This is a genomic window from Halomonas sediminis (assembly GCF_044871105.1).
GTDB classification, from domain to species: Bacteria; Pseudomonadota; Gammaproteobacteria; order Pseudomonadales; family Halomonadaceae; genus Vreelandella; species Vreelandella zhuhanensis.
Genome location: NZ_CP085246.1, coordinates 758372 through 773908, shown reverse-complemented (window position 1 = coordinate 773908; position 15537 = coordinate 758372). Strand labels below are relative to the sequence as shown.

The 15537-nt window shown below is 56.8% G+C and carries 14 protein-coding genes; 2 read left to right on the top strand and 12 right to left on the bottom strand.

Annotation, left to right across the window (positions count from 1 at the left end; all coding sequences use genetic code 11):
• Positions 1 to 62 precede the first annotated feature (62 nt).
• The gene (locus LG290_RS03735; protein ID WP_499836303.1) at positions 63 to 269 is read left to right on the top strand and encodes a hypothetical protein; all 207 of its coding nucleotides are present in this window, start codon (positions 63 to 65) and stop codon (positions 267 to 269) included.
• A 70-nt stretch (positions 270 to 339) separates the two neighbouring features.
• Here LG290_RS03735 and LG290_RS03730 read toward each other — a convergent pair whose 3' ends face one another.
• From LG290_RS03730 to LG290_RS03720, 3 genes are all read right to left on the bottom strand, one after another.
• On the bottom strand, positions 340 to 702 hold the full coding sequence (locus tag LG290_RS03730) for a hypothetical protein (protein WP_160417354.1): 363 nt from the start codon (positions 700 to 702) through the stop codon (positions 340 to 342).
• Between the two features lie 74 nt (positions 703 to 776).
• Positions 777 to 1307: an Hsp20/alpha crystallin family protein gene (locus LG290_RS03725; RefSeq protein WP_160417355.1), complete on the bottom strand. Its 531-nt coding sequence runs from the start codon at positions 1305 to 1307 to the stop codon at positions 777 to 779.
• Between the two features lie 189 nt (positions 1308 to 1496).
• On the bottom strand, positions 1497 to 2156 hold the full coding sequence (locus tag LG290_RS03720) for a rhomboid family intramembrane serine protease (protein WP_499836302.1): 660 nt from the start codon (positions 2154 to 2156) through the stop codon (positions 1497 to 1499).
• 418 nt (positions 2157 to 2574) lie between these two features.
• Here LG290_RS03720 and LG290_RS03715 point away from each other — a divergent pair, with 418 nt between their 5' ends.
• Complete coding sequence (locus LG290_RS03715; protein WP_499836301.1) at positions 2575 to 3984, top strand: PhoH family protein; 1410 nt, start codon at positions 2575 to 2577, stop codon at positions 3982 to 3984.
• 109 nt (positions 3985 to 4093) lie between these two features.
• On the opposite strand, the gene LG290_RS03710 is transcribed toward LG290_RS03715, so the two are convergent.
• From LG290_RS03710 to LG290_RS03670, 9 genes are all read right to left on the bottom strand, one after another.
• On the bottom strand, positions 4094 to 5086 hold the full coding sequence (locus LG290_RS03710) for a YihY/virulence factor BrkB family protein (RefSeq protein WP_160417357.1): 993 nt from the start codon (positions 5084 to 5086) through the stop codon (positions 4094 to 4096).
• A 58-nt stretch (positions 5087 to 5144) separates the two neighbouring features.
• The gene (locus LG290_RS03705; RefSeq protein WP_499836300.1) at positions 5145 to 6956 is read right to left on the bottom strand and encodes a proton-conducting transporter transmembrane domain-containing protein; all 1812 of its coding nucleotides are present in this window, start codon (positions 6954 to 6956) and stop codon (positions 5145 to 5147) included.
• A gap of 5 nt (positions 6957 to 6961) precedes the next feature.
• Positions 6962 to 8461: a proton-conducting transporter transmembrane domain-containing protein gene (locus LG290_RS03700; protein ID WP_499836299.1), complete on the bottom strand. Its 1500-nt coding sequence runs from the start codon at positions 8459 to 8461 to the stop codon at positions 6962 to 6964.
• Positions 8461 to 9957 (bottom strand): complex I subunit 5 family protein, encoded by a 1497-nt coding sequence (locus LG290_RS03695; protein WP_499836298.1) that lies wholly within the window; start codon positions 9955 to 9957, stop codon positions 8461 to 8463. The genes LG290_RS03700 and LG290_RS03695 overlap by 1 nt, the downstream gene beginning before the upstream one ends.
• The gene (locus LG290_RS03690) at positions 9954 to 10646 is read right to left on the bottom strand and encodes a hydrogenase subunit MbhD domain-containing protein (protein WP_499836297.1); all 693 of its coding nucleotides are present in this window, start codon (positions 10644 to 10646) and stop codon (positions 9954 to 9956) included. Before LG290_RS03690 ends, LG290_RS03695 begins: the two co-directional genes overlap by 4 nt.
• A gap of 3 nt (positions 10647 to 10649) precedes the next feature.
• Positions 10650 to 11315 carry an alpha/beta hydrolase gene (locus LG290_RS03685; protein ID WP_160417360.1) on the bottom strand — a complete coding sequence of 222 codons (666 nt, stop codon included), beginning with the start codon at positions 11313 to 11315 and terminating at the stop codon, positions 10650 to 10652.
• Between the two features lie 67 nt (positions 11316 to 11382).
• Entirely contained in the window at positions 11383 to 13152 is a 1770-nt protein-coding gene (locus LG290_RS03680) for an SLC13 family permease (protein ID WP_499836296.1), read from the bottom strand.
• A 245-nt stretch (positions 13153 to 13397) separates the two neighbouring features.
• A complete protein-coding gene (locus LG290_RS03675) occupies positions 13398 to 13604 on the bottom strand; it encodes a cold-shock protein (RefSeq protein WP_114485639.1) in 207 nt (68 codons plus the stop codon).
• 239 nt (positions 13605 to 13843) lie between these two features.
• The gene (locus tag LG290_RS03670; RefSeq protein WP_499836295.1) at positions 13844 to 15520 is read right to left on the bottom strand and encodes a GMC family oxidoreductase; all 1677 of its coding nucleotides are present in this window, start codon (positions 15518 to 15520) and stop codon (positions 13844 to 13846) included.
• Positions 15521 to 15537: the final 17 nt, after the last annotated feature.

Genomic DNA, 15537 nt, shown 5'->3' with positions numbered 1-15537 from the left:
GGAACAGGATAGCTGAGCTGGGCAGCGTAAAAAACGCAGCCCTTGAGCTGCGCCTTTCGACGGTGATTGGTCGCTTCGGTTGGAAAGCTGGGCAACCCAGTATCGAGCAGCAGAGCCTGCATGCCGACGCCGTGATCTTCTATGCCGGCAGTCTGGCGACACCCATGCGGCGCGACATGGATTCGCCCGAGGGTCAGCAAGGCGCTGGAACCTTCAACAGTTTGCTGAGCAGCCACATACGCAAGGTACTGACGCTATCGGGCGATTGATTTCACCCACATCGGAGAATTCGCTAACCGCTTGGTGAATGCCTTTCTCATCTCACTGGCCCAGACACGACTATTCTTCCCGTTCTCCCTGGATATCGGCTGCACGGTTTTCTTCTCCGACCAGGTACTTTTCGACAAAACGTTGTCGCTGCTGTTCATCGAGGAAAGGACCGAAATAGGCGGGGTCCAGACCTGCCTCCCCAGCTTCGAAGCCAGCGGTTCCCGCTTTCGTTTGTGCATCCACAGAAACCGAGGAATTGAGATTATCTCGTATGATCATACCGGCGTGCTGGGCCGGGGTAAGGATGACACCCCGATCGAGGTGATCATCGATAGTGCCTTCCATCTGGGTACCCAGCATCACTTCGTCTTTATACTTCTTACCCTTCGCCTCGTCTTCGAGTTGTTGACGCACTTCGCGCTCATCGTTCATGTTCAGTTCCTTCTTCACTAACGGTCGACTGCAACAAGATAGGCACCTCCTACCGAGGTGCCTAAAAAATGTGTTCAGTGCTTGATAGGTATTTCCTGACGTTTCGGTGCCGCCTCGGCATCGCGGGGAACGGTCACGGTGAGCACACCGTTGTTGAAAGAGGCCTGGATATCTTCCTTTCGGGCATCCGCGGGAAGATTCAGCATCCGGCGAAAACTACCGTAGGAACGCTCGATGCGTTGATACCGTTTTTCCTCAGACTTTTCCTCCTGACGCTTTTCACCTTCGATGATCAACTGGTCATCTTCAAGGTTCAGCTTGATGTCCTTTTCTTCGACACCCGGCACTTCAACGCTGATCACGTATTCCTTGTCACGTTCAGCGATATCCACGCTGGGACGCAGCAGGCTTGGGGCTTCTCCGGCGACGGTCGATGGCATGCCGAACTGGCCCATCACCCTGTCCATCCAGCGATCAAGCTCCTGATGAATACCCAGCAACGGCGAGACCTCGCCACCGCTGGATTTCGCAGGAGTGGAACCTGACCCAGTATCGCTTCCTTCGTTCCTGAGCCAGTTCCATGGGGAAAGCTTGTGCGTATCCATTTTTTAACACCTCCTTTTTTGTCAATATCCATGGGGTAAAGCACCTGCTATATCAGTGTCGGAAACATTCGAAGGGTTATCAAGGGGAGGGAAATTAAAATCGTACGCAAAAGCATAAATTGCTCTAAGTATTTAATATAAATAAACTTGGCTGCACATCAATAAGTGGCCACCTCGTCGGTTGGATAACTAATCACGCCTTTGGCGATCGAACAACACGATAAAGATCAGCCCGAACAGCATGCCGGCCAGGTGAGCGAAATTGGCCACCCCCTGTTGAGTGCCGAACACCCCGGCCATCAGCTCGAGTATCCCCAAAAACACCACGAAGTATTTCGCCTTCATGGGAATCGGCGGGATAAGCAGCACCACTATCTGGTTGGGAAACTTCATGCCGAACGCCAGCAAGATGGCGAACACCCCGCCCGAAGCCCCCACGGAGGGTGCCGGGGGTATCGCACCAACGGAAGATAGCAGCACCTGTACCACCCCGGCCCCGACAATACAGAAACCGTAAAAGACAGCGAATTTCAACGAACCCCAGACTCGCTCTATCGGCCCACCGAACATCCACAACACGAACATGTTGATAAACAGGTGGAACAGGCCGCCGTGCAGAAAGGCATAGGTAACCAGCTGCCAGGGACGGAATTCACCCGCTGCCAACTCCGGCGGTAATTGAGCGCTCACTTCCGCCCCCAAGGGCCATAACGCCAGATACTGCATTCCCAGATAGGGGGCGTTCAACAGCGCCAGAAAACTGAGGGCATTGAGTATCAACAATGTCATCACTACCGGAATGGAACCCCGTGAGGCCAAGCTTTTTTCCTCCTGTTCCATTTGTTGCATATGACGCTCCCTTGAAAAGCATTTTCTCCAGTCTGATAACCCACTTGCGTCTCCACTATTTCTTGCCCAACGACTCAATGGCTCTCAGCTGCATTAAAGATATAACGGAAGTATAGGAAACATATCCGTAAACGAAACGTTGATCGGAGGCGATGATTCCCCGAGCCTGAAAGTTGTCAGCTAAATCCATGAGCCAAGGTACGCTGCGTTTAAACGCCATGTGGCAAAGTCGGAAAAAGCCACTCATGCTTGAATGGAGTCAGAAATATGCCTTGAATCCCATCTCAAAATCAAAGGAGGCGGATCGGATAAGTGTCAGGGAAGCGACACTGGCTAAAGCAGTTGAGAGCCTGTCACATGACCGTAAGGTTTCAGTGCCAGTGTCGATGTTGCCGTCAACCAAGGAGAACTTTGACCGATGGTACGATTCGATAAGAAAGCCACACGGCTTTACGTGCTGGATACCAACGTATTGATTCATGACCCCACCGCGCTCTATCACTTTGATGAGCATGACGTGGTCATTCCCATGACGGTTCTAGAAGAACTCGACAAGCACAAGAACGGCATTCGCGAGATTGCCCGCACGGCACGCCAGATCATCCGCACCCTCTCGGACCTGACCAACCAGGTCGATTTCCAGGAGATTCAGCAAGGCATTCTCATCCCCAAGCTCAGCGGGGAAACCGGCCGCCTGCGCTTCCTCTGTTATCAGGATCTCAAGCCACTGGATAATATGGAGGACAGTCCCGACAACCGTATTCTGGCCGAGACCTGCCGGCTACGTGAGGAAAGGCCCGATGCCTCGGTGGTGCTGGTCACCAAGGACATCAACCTGCGAGTCAAGGCGGCCGCACTCAAGGTACCGGTAGAGGATTATCTAAACGATCGGGTATTTTCCGATACCGACACCATGATCGAGGGAGCCAAGGTCTATGTACCCGTCGGTCTGGATGCCAAGGGACTATGGGGATCGCTTAATGTCGAGGTGAAGGTCGAGCGCCTCGAAAACCATACGTTTTATCAGCTCAGCGGAATAATGCCTCATGACTGGCATGTGGGCATGCTGGTGTCCGATGGTGAAAACGGTGCTGAATTCGAGGCCATCGTACGCGAGCTGAGTCCCTCCAGCGCACGCCTGGAGCTGCTGACCAATTATCGTCACCACACCGGTGTATGGGGCGTGCATGCCCACGATAGCCGCCAAAACTTCACCCTCAATCTCTTGATGGATCCGGAGATCGACTTGGTCACCATCGCCGGCAATGCAGGAACCGGAAAGACCTTCATGACCCTGGCGGCGGCCTTCCAGCAGACACTGGATTTCAAGCAATTCGAGCGAATCGTCTTTACGCGCATACCCGTGCCGATGGGCGAGGATATCGGCTTTCTGCCCGGTACCGAGGAAGAAAAGATGTCGCCGTGGATGGGGGCCTTTCACGACAACATGGACAACCTGCTGCGCAATGACGATGGAGAAAGCAGCTGGGACAATGACGCCACCCGTTCATTGATCGGCTCTCGCGTCCAGATTCGCTCGCCGGGCTTCATGCGTGGGCGCACCCTGAACGATACCTTCCTGATTATCGATGAGGCACAGAACTTTACTCCCAAGCAACTTAAGTCACTGGTAACCCGTGCCGGTCGCAATACCAAGATCGTCTGCCTGGGCAACGTGGGGCAGATAGACACTCCCTACCTCACCGCCAACACCTGCGGCATGGCCGCCGTGGTCGAGCGTTTTCGCGACTGGCCCCACGCCGGGCATATCACCTTGACCAGCGTGGAACGCTCGCGCCTGGCACTGGCCGCTGAAGAGCTGTTATAGAAGTCGATATAAAAATTTTAATATCAATAACTTGATAATCATACCACTCCACCGCTGGGGCATTACGCCCCGGCCTTCGCGACTCAACAGACACGCTCTGTTCAGATGGTTAATCTTCATCGCTGGGTAAATGGTGGGTTGGCTTTTGCCAGGGATGCATGGGTCCCAGCGTATCCGCTGCATGGGCTTTTCTTTCCCCCATCGGACGCGGCTCACCGACCGTGGTATCCAGCCGGGTCTGGCGCTCCATCTGGCAGTTGATTTCCGCGCCCAACAATATGACGAAGGCCGAAAGCCAGAACCACAACATCAATACCACTACCGCCCCTAACGAGCCGTAGAGCTCGCTGAAATTGGCAAAATAGCGCACATACAAGGAGAGCCCGCCGGAGCCAAGCAACCACAATCCCGTGGCGACCAAGGTTCCCACGCTCAGCCATTGCCAGCGTGGCGCGCGCCGGTAAGGAGCGAAGCGATACAGTAGTGCAATCAGGACACTCATAAGCACTAGCAGCGGCGGCCAGCGCAACCAACCCACGATTCGATCATAGGGGCTATGTATTCCCAGTATATTGACCACCAGCGGGAACAGAGCGATAAACCCCAGGGTGAGCAGGGTAATGCCGAGCAAGCCGAATGTCAGGGCGGCCACTACCAGGATGCGCTTGGTTAACCCGCGTTTTTCTACTTGCCCATAAACGACATTAAGCCCCACGACAAGTCCGGTGACGCCCTTGGAAGCCACAAAAATGGCTAATACCGTGCCCAAGGCTGCCGTAATACCCGGCCCTGTATCGATTTCCTCGATAAGCTTCTGCGCTTGTTCGTCGATCAAGGTGGCCGCATTCGGCGGCATCAGACGGCTGAGCTCATTGAGTTGGCGAATGATGTCGTAAGGATCGAACAGCAACCCCCATAGCGAAATCATTGCGGCAATCGCGGGAAATATCGCCAGCAAGGCGTAAAACGCCACACCGGCCGCCAGCATGGTGATGCGATGAGCTTCCATCTGCTGCTTGACCCGCCAGGCGATATCCAGCCAGCCTTTTACCGGAATGTCACAGGGCACTTCGGCCTCACGGCCACGTAACCGCTCGCTCATGAAAGTTCTCGCGTCGGGAAAAATATGCCATGAAATTGTCTGGATGATACAGCAACTTTCACGACGGAATATTCTCCCATGCTAACAGTGCCACCAATCCCACCGCGAGCGCCATCATCAAGCCACTGGCATGGCGGCGCATCCAGGCGTCGCTGGCGAGGAGCTGTTCCAGGCGCTTCATCAGCAGGGTTTCCATCGCCAATGCGCGCGTCACTATGGTGGCCTTGGTAATGAACAAGCGGTGCACCATGACACCATAGACGTTGGCGCCGGCACGCCCGAGTGCGGCGTATAGCCACCAGAGATCACCGGTCGGTACGATAAAAGGCCTTGGCGTCCATAACATCAACATCAGCCCGGCGGCTAATACTCCCAAGGGGAGCGGCCAGACTAGTCCCGGCCATTCAGCGAAGGAAGGAAACGGCATGGACTCCGCCGGTAGCGGTAACCAGACAGGCGTAATCAGCGCCAGTCCCAAGGTTGCCAGCCAAGCATAAAGCTGCCAGCCATTTCCCTTGCCGACCTGACGCTGCTGCCATTGGCGCCACAACGCCACGCTCACTAGCGCGGCGGTGCCTATCGCTGCCAGCGACAAGAGCCATATCAAGGTGGTTTGTTCATTGTCGTACAATGCTGACTTGAACCCCCATTTGGATACCATTCCTGCTCCCAGCGTGCCTGCCAGCGAAAGCCCAGGAAGCGCCAGCAATGCCCACATCAGTGTCAGTGGCCAAGCCGGCAGATGCTCACTGATGCTGGTGCCCATGAACAGCGCCCCCTTGGCGAGGGCATGATGAGCGACGAACAATACCAGCGCCGGCCAAACCAGGTGCCAGTTTTCGGGTGCTGTCAGGCCGGTGGCCACCAGAGTGGTCATCATGCCCATTTGACTGATACTCGAATAGGCCAGCACCGCCTTAGGATGACGCTGCATCACGCCGTATATCGCCGCCCCGAAAGCCGCCAGCAGCCCGGCGACCATGATCAGCTGACCAAGACGCAAGAATCCTTCGCTGAGCAAAGAATTACCTAACGGCAAGACGTTGAGCCAGCCCAGCAAACCCGCCTTGATCATGGCCCCGCTCAAGACGGCACTGGCAGGCGCCGGTGCCACCGGGTGCGCCAAAGGCAACCATACGTGCAGGCCGATCACCCCGGCCTTGATGCCAAATCCACCCCATAGCAGCGCCGCTATGGCCACCCCATGCGGGGCTTGGGCAATCCCTTCGCGCAGCCCTTCCAGGGTGAGTACCTGCGCCTCCCCCGCCACCCATAGGAAGCCCCCGAGCACCATGCCTTCGCCGAGCACCGCCATGATCAAATAAACATGGGCACCCAAAACCGCTCGCTGCGACTCGTCATGTATCACCAAGGCGTAGGCGGCAAAAGTCATCAGCGAAAAGCCAAGATAGAAACTGGCAATATCCTGAGCGACGATCAAAAGAATATTGCCCGTCAACGTCAATGGCCATAACACGGCAAGGCGCAACAGGCGCCGTCTGGCGGCGGTATCTCCAGCATTTGCCTCGGCCTGCTCATGGGCGAAATAGCCTCGGGCATGCAAGGCCGCCAAGGCCCAGAGCAAGGCAGTGAACATCAACCACGCTCGGCTCAGGGCTGTAAGTTCCCATTGCCCACCGAGTATCCAGCCATCCAGTATCCATTGACCGTTACCTACTAGCACCAACCCCAACGCCGGCCAGGCGGCACTCAGCCACCAACCGTTCAAGTACTGCACCACCCCCTGATCGCCTGCAGCAACATGGCGCCACATCACCTTAATGGACAGCAATAACGGCCAGAGCAAAGCCAGGCCCAGCAGACTGTTGAACCAGAGCGCATTGGCTGAAAGCGTATCCGGCAGCATCATGGCAGTTAGTCTCCCAATGCGACTGCAGTAGCCCAGCCCAAGGGGCTGAACGGCATGGCGGCAAACAGCCCCGCACCCAGGCTGAGCAAGGCGGTGGCAACCATCGGCCATAACAGCCAGGCACTGGTTTCCATATGCCCCAGGCGTCGTTCTTCGGGCCAGGCTCCGTGACCATGAGCCGGGCCCAGGCGAAACCACAAACGATACAGAATAGGCAGAAAATACATCGCATTGAGCATACTAACCGCCACCAGCACTACGATTACCCAGGGCATACCCGCCTGCACAGCCCCCATACCCAGATACCATTTAGTGATAAAGCCGGCTACCGGTGGCAAGCCGATCATCCCCAGAGCACCCACGGTAAACGCCAGGCTGGTCAAGGGCATGCGGCGCCCGGCACCGTTAAGCTCATCAATGCGATGAATCCCCAGCTCTTCGGCGTAATTGCCGGCGCAGAAGAACAAGGTGACTTTCATAAGGCCCTGGTGAAGCAGATGAGTCAGTGCCGCAATGGTGCCGAAGGGGCCGAACAAGCTGATTCCCAGCACAATGTATGAAACCTGGCTGATGGTGGAGAAAGCCAGGCGCGACTTGAGCTCCTCCTGTGCCAGCGCCCGAAGCGAGCCGTAGACAATGGTGATCGAGGCCGCCACAGCCAATACGGTGGTCACACCCAGTTCCACGCTGAGCTCGATGCCGAAAACATCATAGACAACGCGTAATATCCCAAAGGCGCCGGCCTTGACCACCGCCACCGCATGCAGCAGTGCACTGACCGGCGCCGGGGCAACCATCGCACGAGGCAACCAGCCATGCACCGGCACCATGGCCGCCTTGACCGCCAACCCACCGACCAGTAGCGCAAAGATCAGCAGCAACAAGCCGCGGTAGTCGGGCAGAAAGGCTTCAAGGCCGCTGCCTTCCAAGGCGAAAGAGTGCTCACCGGCCAGGCTATACAACAGCACCACACCAAGCAGCAATACCGTGCCTCCTGCCAAGGTATAACGCAGATAAACGCGCCCGGCATCCAATGCCTTCGGCGTACCGCGATGCACCACCAAGGGGTAGGTAGATAAGGTCAGTATTTCGTAAAAAATCAGGAAGGTGAAGAGATTGCCCGCCAGCGCAATGCCTAAGGTGCTGCCCACACACAGGCTAAAAAAACCAAAAAAACGCTTCCGGTTGGGTGAGCCCTCCAAATAGCCGATGGCATAGAGAGTGGTGCACAACCACAGCAATGACGAAAGCCCTGCAAACATCATGCCCAAGGCATCGGCGCGCAAGACGAAGTCGATGCCTTCCACTACCGGAAAACGAAACGTATCGCGATGCCCCTCTACTACGCGGTACCCCAACAGCACCACCAGTGTCAGCTTGACCAGCGCCGCTCCCAGATTAACGCCGGTACGCCAACGCCAAGCGTTTTCCGGCAGCGCAAAGATAACCACCGCTGCCAACAGAGAAGTGGACAACACCATTGGCGGCAACCAGGCCGCGTTCATCAGCGGTCCCCTTGCAGTAGATTCAAGGGGCCATAGGCAAACAGACCTAGCAGCAAAGAAGCCAACGCCAGGCCGAGCGCCAAGCCATCCAGCCAAGGGGGCAAGGCACGAAACGCATAATGAGGAGCAGTTTCGACAAAGGAGTAGCGAAACACGCGAAACACATAGGCGGCGGAAAGCAAGGTGCCCAAGAGTAGCGCTGCCACCCAGGCCCACTGGGCCTGCATCACCATTGCCCGCAACAATAACCACTTGGCGGTGAAGCCTGCGCTCGGGGGCAATCCGATCAAACTGACCGAGGCGACGCCGAAGGCCAGCAATGACAAGGGTAACTGACGACTGGCACCGACCAGGCCTTGCAGTGAAGTCTTCCCAGTGGCGAGTATCAAATTTCCGGCGGCCAGGAACATCGCCGCCTTGGCCAGGGCATGGCCTACCAGATACAGCCAGAACCCTTGCCAGGCCAACACCTGCACCGATGCCGAGATGCCGGGGCCCAGCAACAGGGGAAACACCACCATCAAATACCCCATCTGAGCGACCGTGGAATACGCCACCAAGGACTTCAATTCCACCGCACGCCAGGCCAGCCCGCCTCCCCAGAAAATGGCAATCACCCCGAGCCAGGCGACTAGCTGAGCGGCAAAGACGCTGTCCGGGATCAACACGCTCCATAACTGCAACAAGATGAACAGTGACGCCTTGATCACCAGGGCGGCGTGCAAGGCACTGACCGGCACCCAGGCATTGCCATGTACCGGGGCCAGCCAGGCATGCAACGGAAACAAGGCCGCCTTGAGGGCCAGCCCCGCCCCCAACAACGCCGCAGCCGTCCAGGCCACCGGCCCCGCTTCCACCACTTGCACCAGACCGGCCAGGTCCAGCCTGTCCCAGTGGCCTAGAATCAACGCCACTCCCAATAAATACATCAGCGAGCCGACCAACGCCAACAGCAAGTAGCGTATGCCGGCCACCAGCGCCTCCACCTTACCTGGCAGCAACAACATGGCGACGGCACTCAACCCCATCAGTTCCAGAGCGACATAGAGGGTGAGCAGATCCGCTGCCACCCAGATCAGCGAAAGCGAACCGATCAGTATCCCTAGCAGCGGCCACAGCCAGCGCTCCAGGCTGCGTTGCGCTGGGTCAGCGTGGCGCAATTCACCCGGTGTATAGAGTGCCGCTACCAGCCCCAACCCTTGGGTGAGCAACAACAGCAAGACACTCAGGCCATTCAGGCGCAACTGTACGGTCAGCTTGCCCCATTCCAGTTGCCAACGCTGCAAGCCGTACTGCTCGACTATCATCAACAGCACGATGCCGCTGGCCACCAGAGGCAGCCCAGCCAGCAAGATAGGCCAGGTACGTTGAGGGCGCAGCCAGGCACCCAGCACACCCAAGAGACAAGGCAGGCACAGAGCCACCCAAAGCGCCGGGTAGGTGAGAGGCAATACCATCTGTGAGCTTTCGACCAGGCCGAAGCGCATGCTCATCATGGCCCTGATCGCTTTTTCCGGAGGCTTTCATTATCGCTGATAAGCGCCTTGACTCCCTGCAAGTGATACAAGCGTCGTATCAGCATGGCACCCAGCAAGGTACCTAACCAGGCCACTCCCAACCCCGTGATGATCAATGCCTGCGCCTGAGCCACGGTGCCCGTCAACCCCGCCAGCAACAGGAACACCCCGGAACCCAGCACATTAAACGCCAGCAACCGGCGCAACAAGTGCCGGTGCAAGGCGAACGCTCCAAGCCCGAGAGCACTCATCGCCACCCCGGCCAGCAATAAAGGTTGTTGAATAGGTGAGTAAGCCATCACCGGTACGCTGTGTCTGAGAGCCGCACCAATCATGCCCATCCAGGCCAGCGCCAGTACCGCGCGAATGGCGGCTTGTCGAAAGGGCTCGCGAAACCAGTCGCGCCGTGGAGGCAAGGGAGAACCGGGCGGGAGGATACCCAAGGCGTAAAATAGGCTGCAGCCGGTCAATCCAGCGCCCAGCGAAAATTCAGCAAGCGCCAGCCAAGGTGCCTCAAGCTGCCACCAGGCAAGCGCCATGCTCAACGCAAAACCGACAAACACAATGCAAGCACGTACCAGGTGGCGATCAAACAGACAGCCTAGCGCCAAGGCGGTGAGCCCCAGCGCTAAAAGCAGGTCAAAAAGAGGCGGAGTGGCACTCATCATGGCTCATGCAAGGCGTTCACTCAGCCAAGTGCCGATATCTTGCACCTGTTGCGGGCACAAGGCATGCGCCATGGGGTAGCGGTGATAGTTCACCGTGTAATCCCAGGCCTTGAGCCGCTCATAGGCAGCCCGTCCCAACGCTTCCTGCACCACCGGATCAAAGTTGCCGTGATGGATCTCTATGGGAATATGCCGGTTGGCATCGGCCAATTGAATACTGTCGGCGGTGGCAAAGTACGTCGACAAGGCCAACAGCCCACCCAGCGGCTGAGGAAAAGAGAGCGCCACCTCGTAAGCCACCGCCCCTCCTTGAGAAAATCCCGCCATGATGATGCGTCGGCTATCGATGCCCTGATCAATCTGCTCTTGCACCAAGCCCTTGATCCGCTCAGCAGAAGCCTGCAACTGCTTTTCATCCACTCGCCGATCCAGGTCCATGGACTGCAGGTCGTACCAGGCCGGCATTACCATCCCACCGTTGATCGTGACCGGCAAGCGTGGCGCATGCGGCATGATAAAGCGTACATTGGCCCCTTCCGGCAATTTCAGCGCCGGCACCAGGGGTTCGAAATCATTACCGTCGGCACCCAGGCCGTGCAGAATAAACACACAGGCGTTGGCAGGCTGGCCGTTGCGCGGTTCAAGGATCAGTTCACCGGGGTTACTCATGGGTAGCTTCCACTTCAATCAAAAGCGATACCCTAGCGTAAAGCATCAATCACAGCGAGCGCCATTCTTAAAACGGCCATACCACAGGAATTAAAACCAGCGCTACGGCAGCGGTCAGTAAGTTAAGCCCACCCCCCAGCCGCAGGAAATCACCGAAATGATAACCACCGGGACCATAGACCATCAGGTTGGTCTGGTAACCGATGGGTGTCAAAAAGCTGGCAGAGGCGGCAAACATCACCGCGACCACAAAGGGCATGGGGTTGACGCCGAGACTTTCGGCACTGGCCATGACGATAGGAAAAACGATCACGGCTGCAGCATTATTGGTGACAAGTTCCGTCAACAGCGACACTAGAAAATATACCCCTATCAGCAGCAACAAAGGATTGCCTCCCGCCAACGCCAAGGCCGATTGCGCCACTTGGGCGGCAGCCCCACTGCTTTCCAGTGCTGCTCCCACGCCAAAGGAGGCGGCAATGGTCAGCAGTACCTGAGTATCCAGGCCACGCTTGGCCGCACTCACTGAACAGCAGCCGGTCAACAGTACAGCGGCGGCGCCAAGCATGGTGGCATTGAGCATACTCATCAAACCAAAAGCCGCGAGCATGACCACCCCGCCCAGAATTGCCCAGGCCAGTCCGGCTTTTTCATGCACCGGCCGAGCCGCTCCGTTGAGCTGGCTGATCAACAGAAAATCCCGTGACTGGCGATGGCGTTCGATGAAAGGCGGCCGTGCCTCCAGCAGCAACACATCGGAAGGCTGCAACCGTACCTGGCCCAGGTTACCCGCCACGCGCTCGCCTCCACGGCAGATAGCCAATACAGCGGCACCGTATAAGGTGCGAAAATGGCCATCTCGAATACGCTTACCGATAAACTGGCACTGATCCGAGACCACCGCTTCCACCAGCCGACGCTCCTTGAAGTCTTTTTCCAGACTAAAATCTCCGTGGCGCGAGGGAACTAGGCCGCGAATCTGCTGCAATTCCACCGCAGCATCAGAGGTCCCGGCGAATACCAGTCGATCATTGGCTTTAAGTCTTTCCCCCGGCCCTACCACCGTGACGATATTTCCCTCGCGTTCGATTTCCACCAAAAATAGCTCCTGCAAATGCCGCAATCCAGCCTCCTCGACACTGCGATCCACGAGCGGCCCATCAGGCGCCACTTCCATTTCAATGGTGAATTCCCGCGGATTCTCGAAGGCAGTGGAAGCACTGTGGCGGCGTGGGAGCAAGCATGGTCCCAGTACGATCAGATAAATCAATCCGATGACCGCCACCGGCACCCCCACCCAGGCCAAGTCGAACAAGCCCATGTTTAATGCCGGGTCGCGCTCAAGCAGCAGCCCGTGGACCACCAGATTGGTACTGGTGCCGAACAGGGTCATGGTGCCCCCCAGGATGGAGGCAAAACTCAATGGCATGAGAAAGCGCTGGGGAGACAGTGCCAGGCGGCGGCTCCAGCTCATCACGGCAGGAATATAGGTCGCCACCACCGGCGTATTATTGAGAAAGCCGCTCAAGGCCGCGACGGGGATCAGCAAGCGGCCCAGCGCTGTGCGTTCCGAATCGGGGCGTTTCAGCACATGACGGATAAGCAGGTCGATGCCGCCTGTTTCCCGGATGCTGGCGACCAGCACGTACATGAACGCAACGGTGAACAAGCCGCTATTGGAAAAACCACCCAACGCCTGGCTGGGGTCGATCACTCCGAGGGTCAACAGTAAAATGACGGCACCGAGCAAAATAATATCGGGCCCGAGCCGGGTAAAGGCCATCAGGGGAAAGATAGTAAGCACTACCGTTACCGAAACCCAGGCATCCAACGACATGACAGTATCCATTAATAACGTGATGCTGCATTGTGACGCCCATCCTATATTCTAAAAAGTTATTTTTAGAAATTCTGAAATTCCATAAAAGAATAACAAGGCAGAAAAGAGTTAAGCTAAGCGATATAGAAAAGGGCTAATTCTTGAATAACGTGAATCATAGGCACGCAAAAAGACCCGCCGAAGCGGGTCTTTTCTGCTTGTCTGGCTCGAAAGCCTAACTAGCGAACATCATGTTGAAGGAATTAACCGACAACCTTGATGTTGGAAGCCTGAAGGCCTTTCTTGCCCTGAGTGACGTCGAAGGAAACCTTCTGGCCGTCTTGCAGAGTTTTGAAGCCATCGGCTTGAATTTCGGAGAAGTGAGCGAACAGGTCGTCACCATTGTCGTCCGGAGAAATGAAACCAAAACCTTTAGTATCGTTGAACCACTTAACTGTGCCAGTTGCCATTATCGAATTCCTCAAATAGCTAAAATATAGAGCCGGGAAATACCCGAATTACAGTGGGTAGAACAAGAAACCTTCACCAGACTCGATGCTATAGAGCGTTTCGATACTGCTGACTTCGTGCGACTTGCTAACCAACTGCGTGCATTCTGCACCTTTCTTCAGCCCCCGTCAAACCTTATTTGCATTTGTTCACCGAGGGCTTACTGTTCGCCAAAAACTTACTCACCATTCATTATTCATTACCCATTAGTTTCTTGCAGGATCCATCCCGCCGCTTTTTCGGCAATCATCAGGGTCGGTGAGTTGGTGTTGCCGCTGGTGATGGTGGGCATCACGCCGGCATCCACCACGCGCAGGCCTTGCACGCCGAGCACACGCAAACGCGAGTCCACCACCGCCATAGGATCGTTCTCCCGGCCCATCTTCGTCGTTCCTACCGGATGAAAGATGGTGGTCCCGATATCCCCGGCCAGCCGGGCCAGGTCGTCATCACTCTGGTACTCCACCCCGGGCTTGATTTCTTCCGGCTCATACTTGGCGAAGGCTGGCTGCTCAGCGATACGCCGGGTAATCCGTAAAGAATCTGCCGCCACACGCCGGTCTTCCTCCGTATTCAGGTAATTGGGGGCAATCGCAGGCGCCTTTCGTGGATCGCGGCTCTTGATGCGCACCGTGCCGCGGCTGGTGGGGTTGAGATTGCACACGCTGGCCGTAATCGCCGGATAGGCATGCAGTGGCTGACCGAACGCTTCCAGGCTCAACGGCTGGACGTGATACTCGATATTGGGATGCGGGTAGTCGCTGGAACTACGTGTAAAAGCCCCCAGCTGCGAAGGCGCCATGCTCATCGGGCCGGAACGCTTCAAGATGTATTCCAAGCCGATGCCCGTCTTGCCCCACCAAGTGCTGGCCATGGTATTGAGCGTCTTGGAGCCGATCTTCACCTTATATACCGAGCGAATCTGCAAATGGTCCTGGAGATTTTCTCCCACCCCCGGCAGATTTTTCACGACAGGAATCGCATGTTCAGCAAGCAGGTCCACCGGGCCGATGCCGGAAAGCTGCAACAGTTGGGGCGAGCCGATAGCCCCGGCACACACAATCACTTCACGCCGGGCATGCGCGACCACTTCCTTGCCTTCCCGCTCAAGACGTACGCCGGTACAACGAGAAGTGCCGTCCGCATTAGGCTGACATTCAAGCTTGAGCACTTGCGAGGAATGCCACAAGGTGAAATTGGCGCGCTTGGTGCAGACTGGACGCAGAAAGGCCTTGGCGGTGTTCCAGCGCCAGCCGGAACGCTGGTTGACCTCGAAGTAATCCACCCCCTCGTTGCAACCGCGATTGAAGTCGGTGGTCTTGGGAATCCCTGCCTGTTGGGCGGCTTCGGAAAAATCGTCCAGCACCTGCCATTTCAAGCGCTGCTTTTCTACCCGCCACTCACCGCCATGCCCATGAAAATCCCCATGCGCAGCATCGCTGTCGCTATTGTCGTCCAACCGATAATGGCTTTCGTGCTTGATGAAATCCGGCAGGCAATGCTCCCAGCGCCAGGCATCATCACCGGTAGCCTCGGCCCAGTCGTCGTAGTCCCGGGCCTGACCGCGCATGTAGATCATGCCGTTGATACTCGAGCAGCCGCCCAACGTCTTGCCTCGGGGATAGAGCAAGGAGCGGCCGTTCAAGCCTTTGTCGGGCTCGGTTCGAAAGCACCAATCGGTGCGCGGGTTATCGATGCAATACAGATAACCCACCGGAATATGAATCCAGTGGTAGTTGTCGCGTCCCCCCGCCTCGACCAGCAGCACCTTGTTTTTCGGGTCGGCGCTCAGGCGGTTGGCCAGCAGGCAGCCGGCGGTACCGGCGCCCACGATGATGTAATCGTAGTCATGTGCTTGTTGTTGGGTGTCAGCCATGGCCACTGTCTCCGCGC

Bases quoted from the DNA above. Each gene is read 5' to 3' on its own strand.
- LG290_RS03725 (WP_160417355.1), bottom strand. From the start codon at position 1,307: ATGGATACGCACAAGCTTTCCCCATGGAACTGGCTCAGGAACGAAGGA.
- LG290_RS03715 (WP_499836301.1), top strand. From the start codon at position 2,575: ATGGTACGATTCGATAAGAAAGCCACACGGCTTTACGTGCTGGATACC.
- LG290_RS03685 (WP_160417360.1), bottom strand. From the start codon at position 11,315: ATGAGTAACCCCGGTGAACTGATCCTTGAACCGCGCAACGGCCAGCCT.
- LG290_RS03710 (WP_160417357.1), bottom strand. From the start codon at position 5,086: ATGAGCGAGCGGTTACGTGGCCGTGAGGCCGAAGTGCCCTGTGACATT.
- LG290_RS03730 (WP_160417354.1), bottom strand. From the start codon at position 702: ATGAACGATGAGCGCGAAGTGCGTCAACAACTCGAAGACGAGGCGAAG.
- LG290_RS03720 (WP_499836302.1), bottom strand. From the start codon at position 2,156: ATGCAACAAATGGAACAGGAGGAAAAAAGCTTGGCCTCACGGGGTTCC.
- LG290_RS03690 (WP_499836297.1), bottom strand. From the start codon at position 10,646: ATGATGAGTGCCACTCCGCCTCTTTTTGACCTGCTTTTAGCGCTGGGG.
- LG290_RS03705 (WP_499836300.1), bottom strand. From the start codon at position 6,956: ATGATGCTGCCGGATACGCTTTCAGCCAATGCGCTCTGGTTCAACAGT.
- LG290_RS03680 (WP_499836296.1), bottom strand. From the start codon at position 13,152: ATGTCGTTGGATGCCTGGGTTTCGGTAACGGTAGTGCTTACTATCTTT.
- LG290_RS03670 (WP_499836295.1), bottom strand. From the start codon at position 15,520: ATGGCTGACACCCAACAACAAGCACATGACTACGATTACATCATCGTG.
- LG290_RS03700 (WP_499836299.1), bottom strand. From the start codon at position 8,461: ATGAACGCGGCCTGGTTGCCGCCAATGGTGTTGTCCACTTCTCTGTTG.
- LG290_RS03675 (WP_114485639.1), bottom strand. From the start codon at position 13,604: ATGGCAACTGGCACAGTTAAGTGGTTCAACGATACTAAAGGTTTTGGT.
- LG290_RS03695 (WP_499836298.1), bottom strand. From the start codon at position 9,957: ATGATGAGCATGCGCTTCGGCCTGGTCGAAAGCTCACAGATGGTATTG.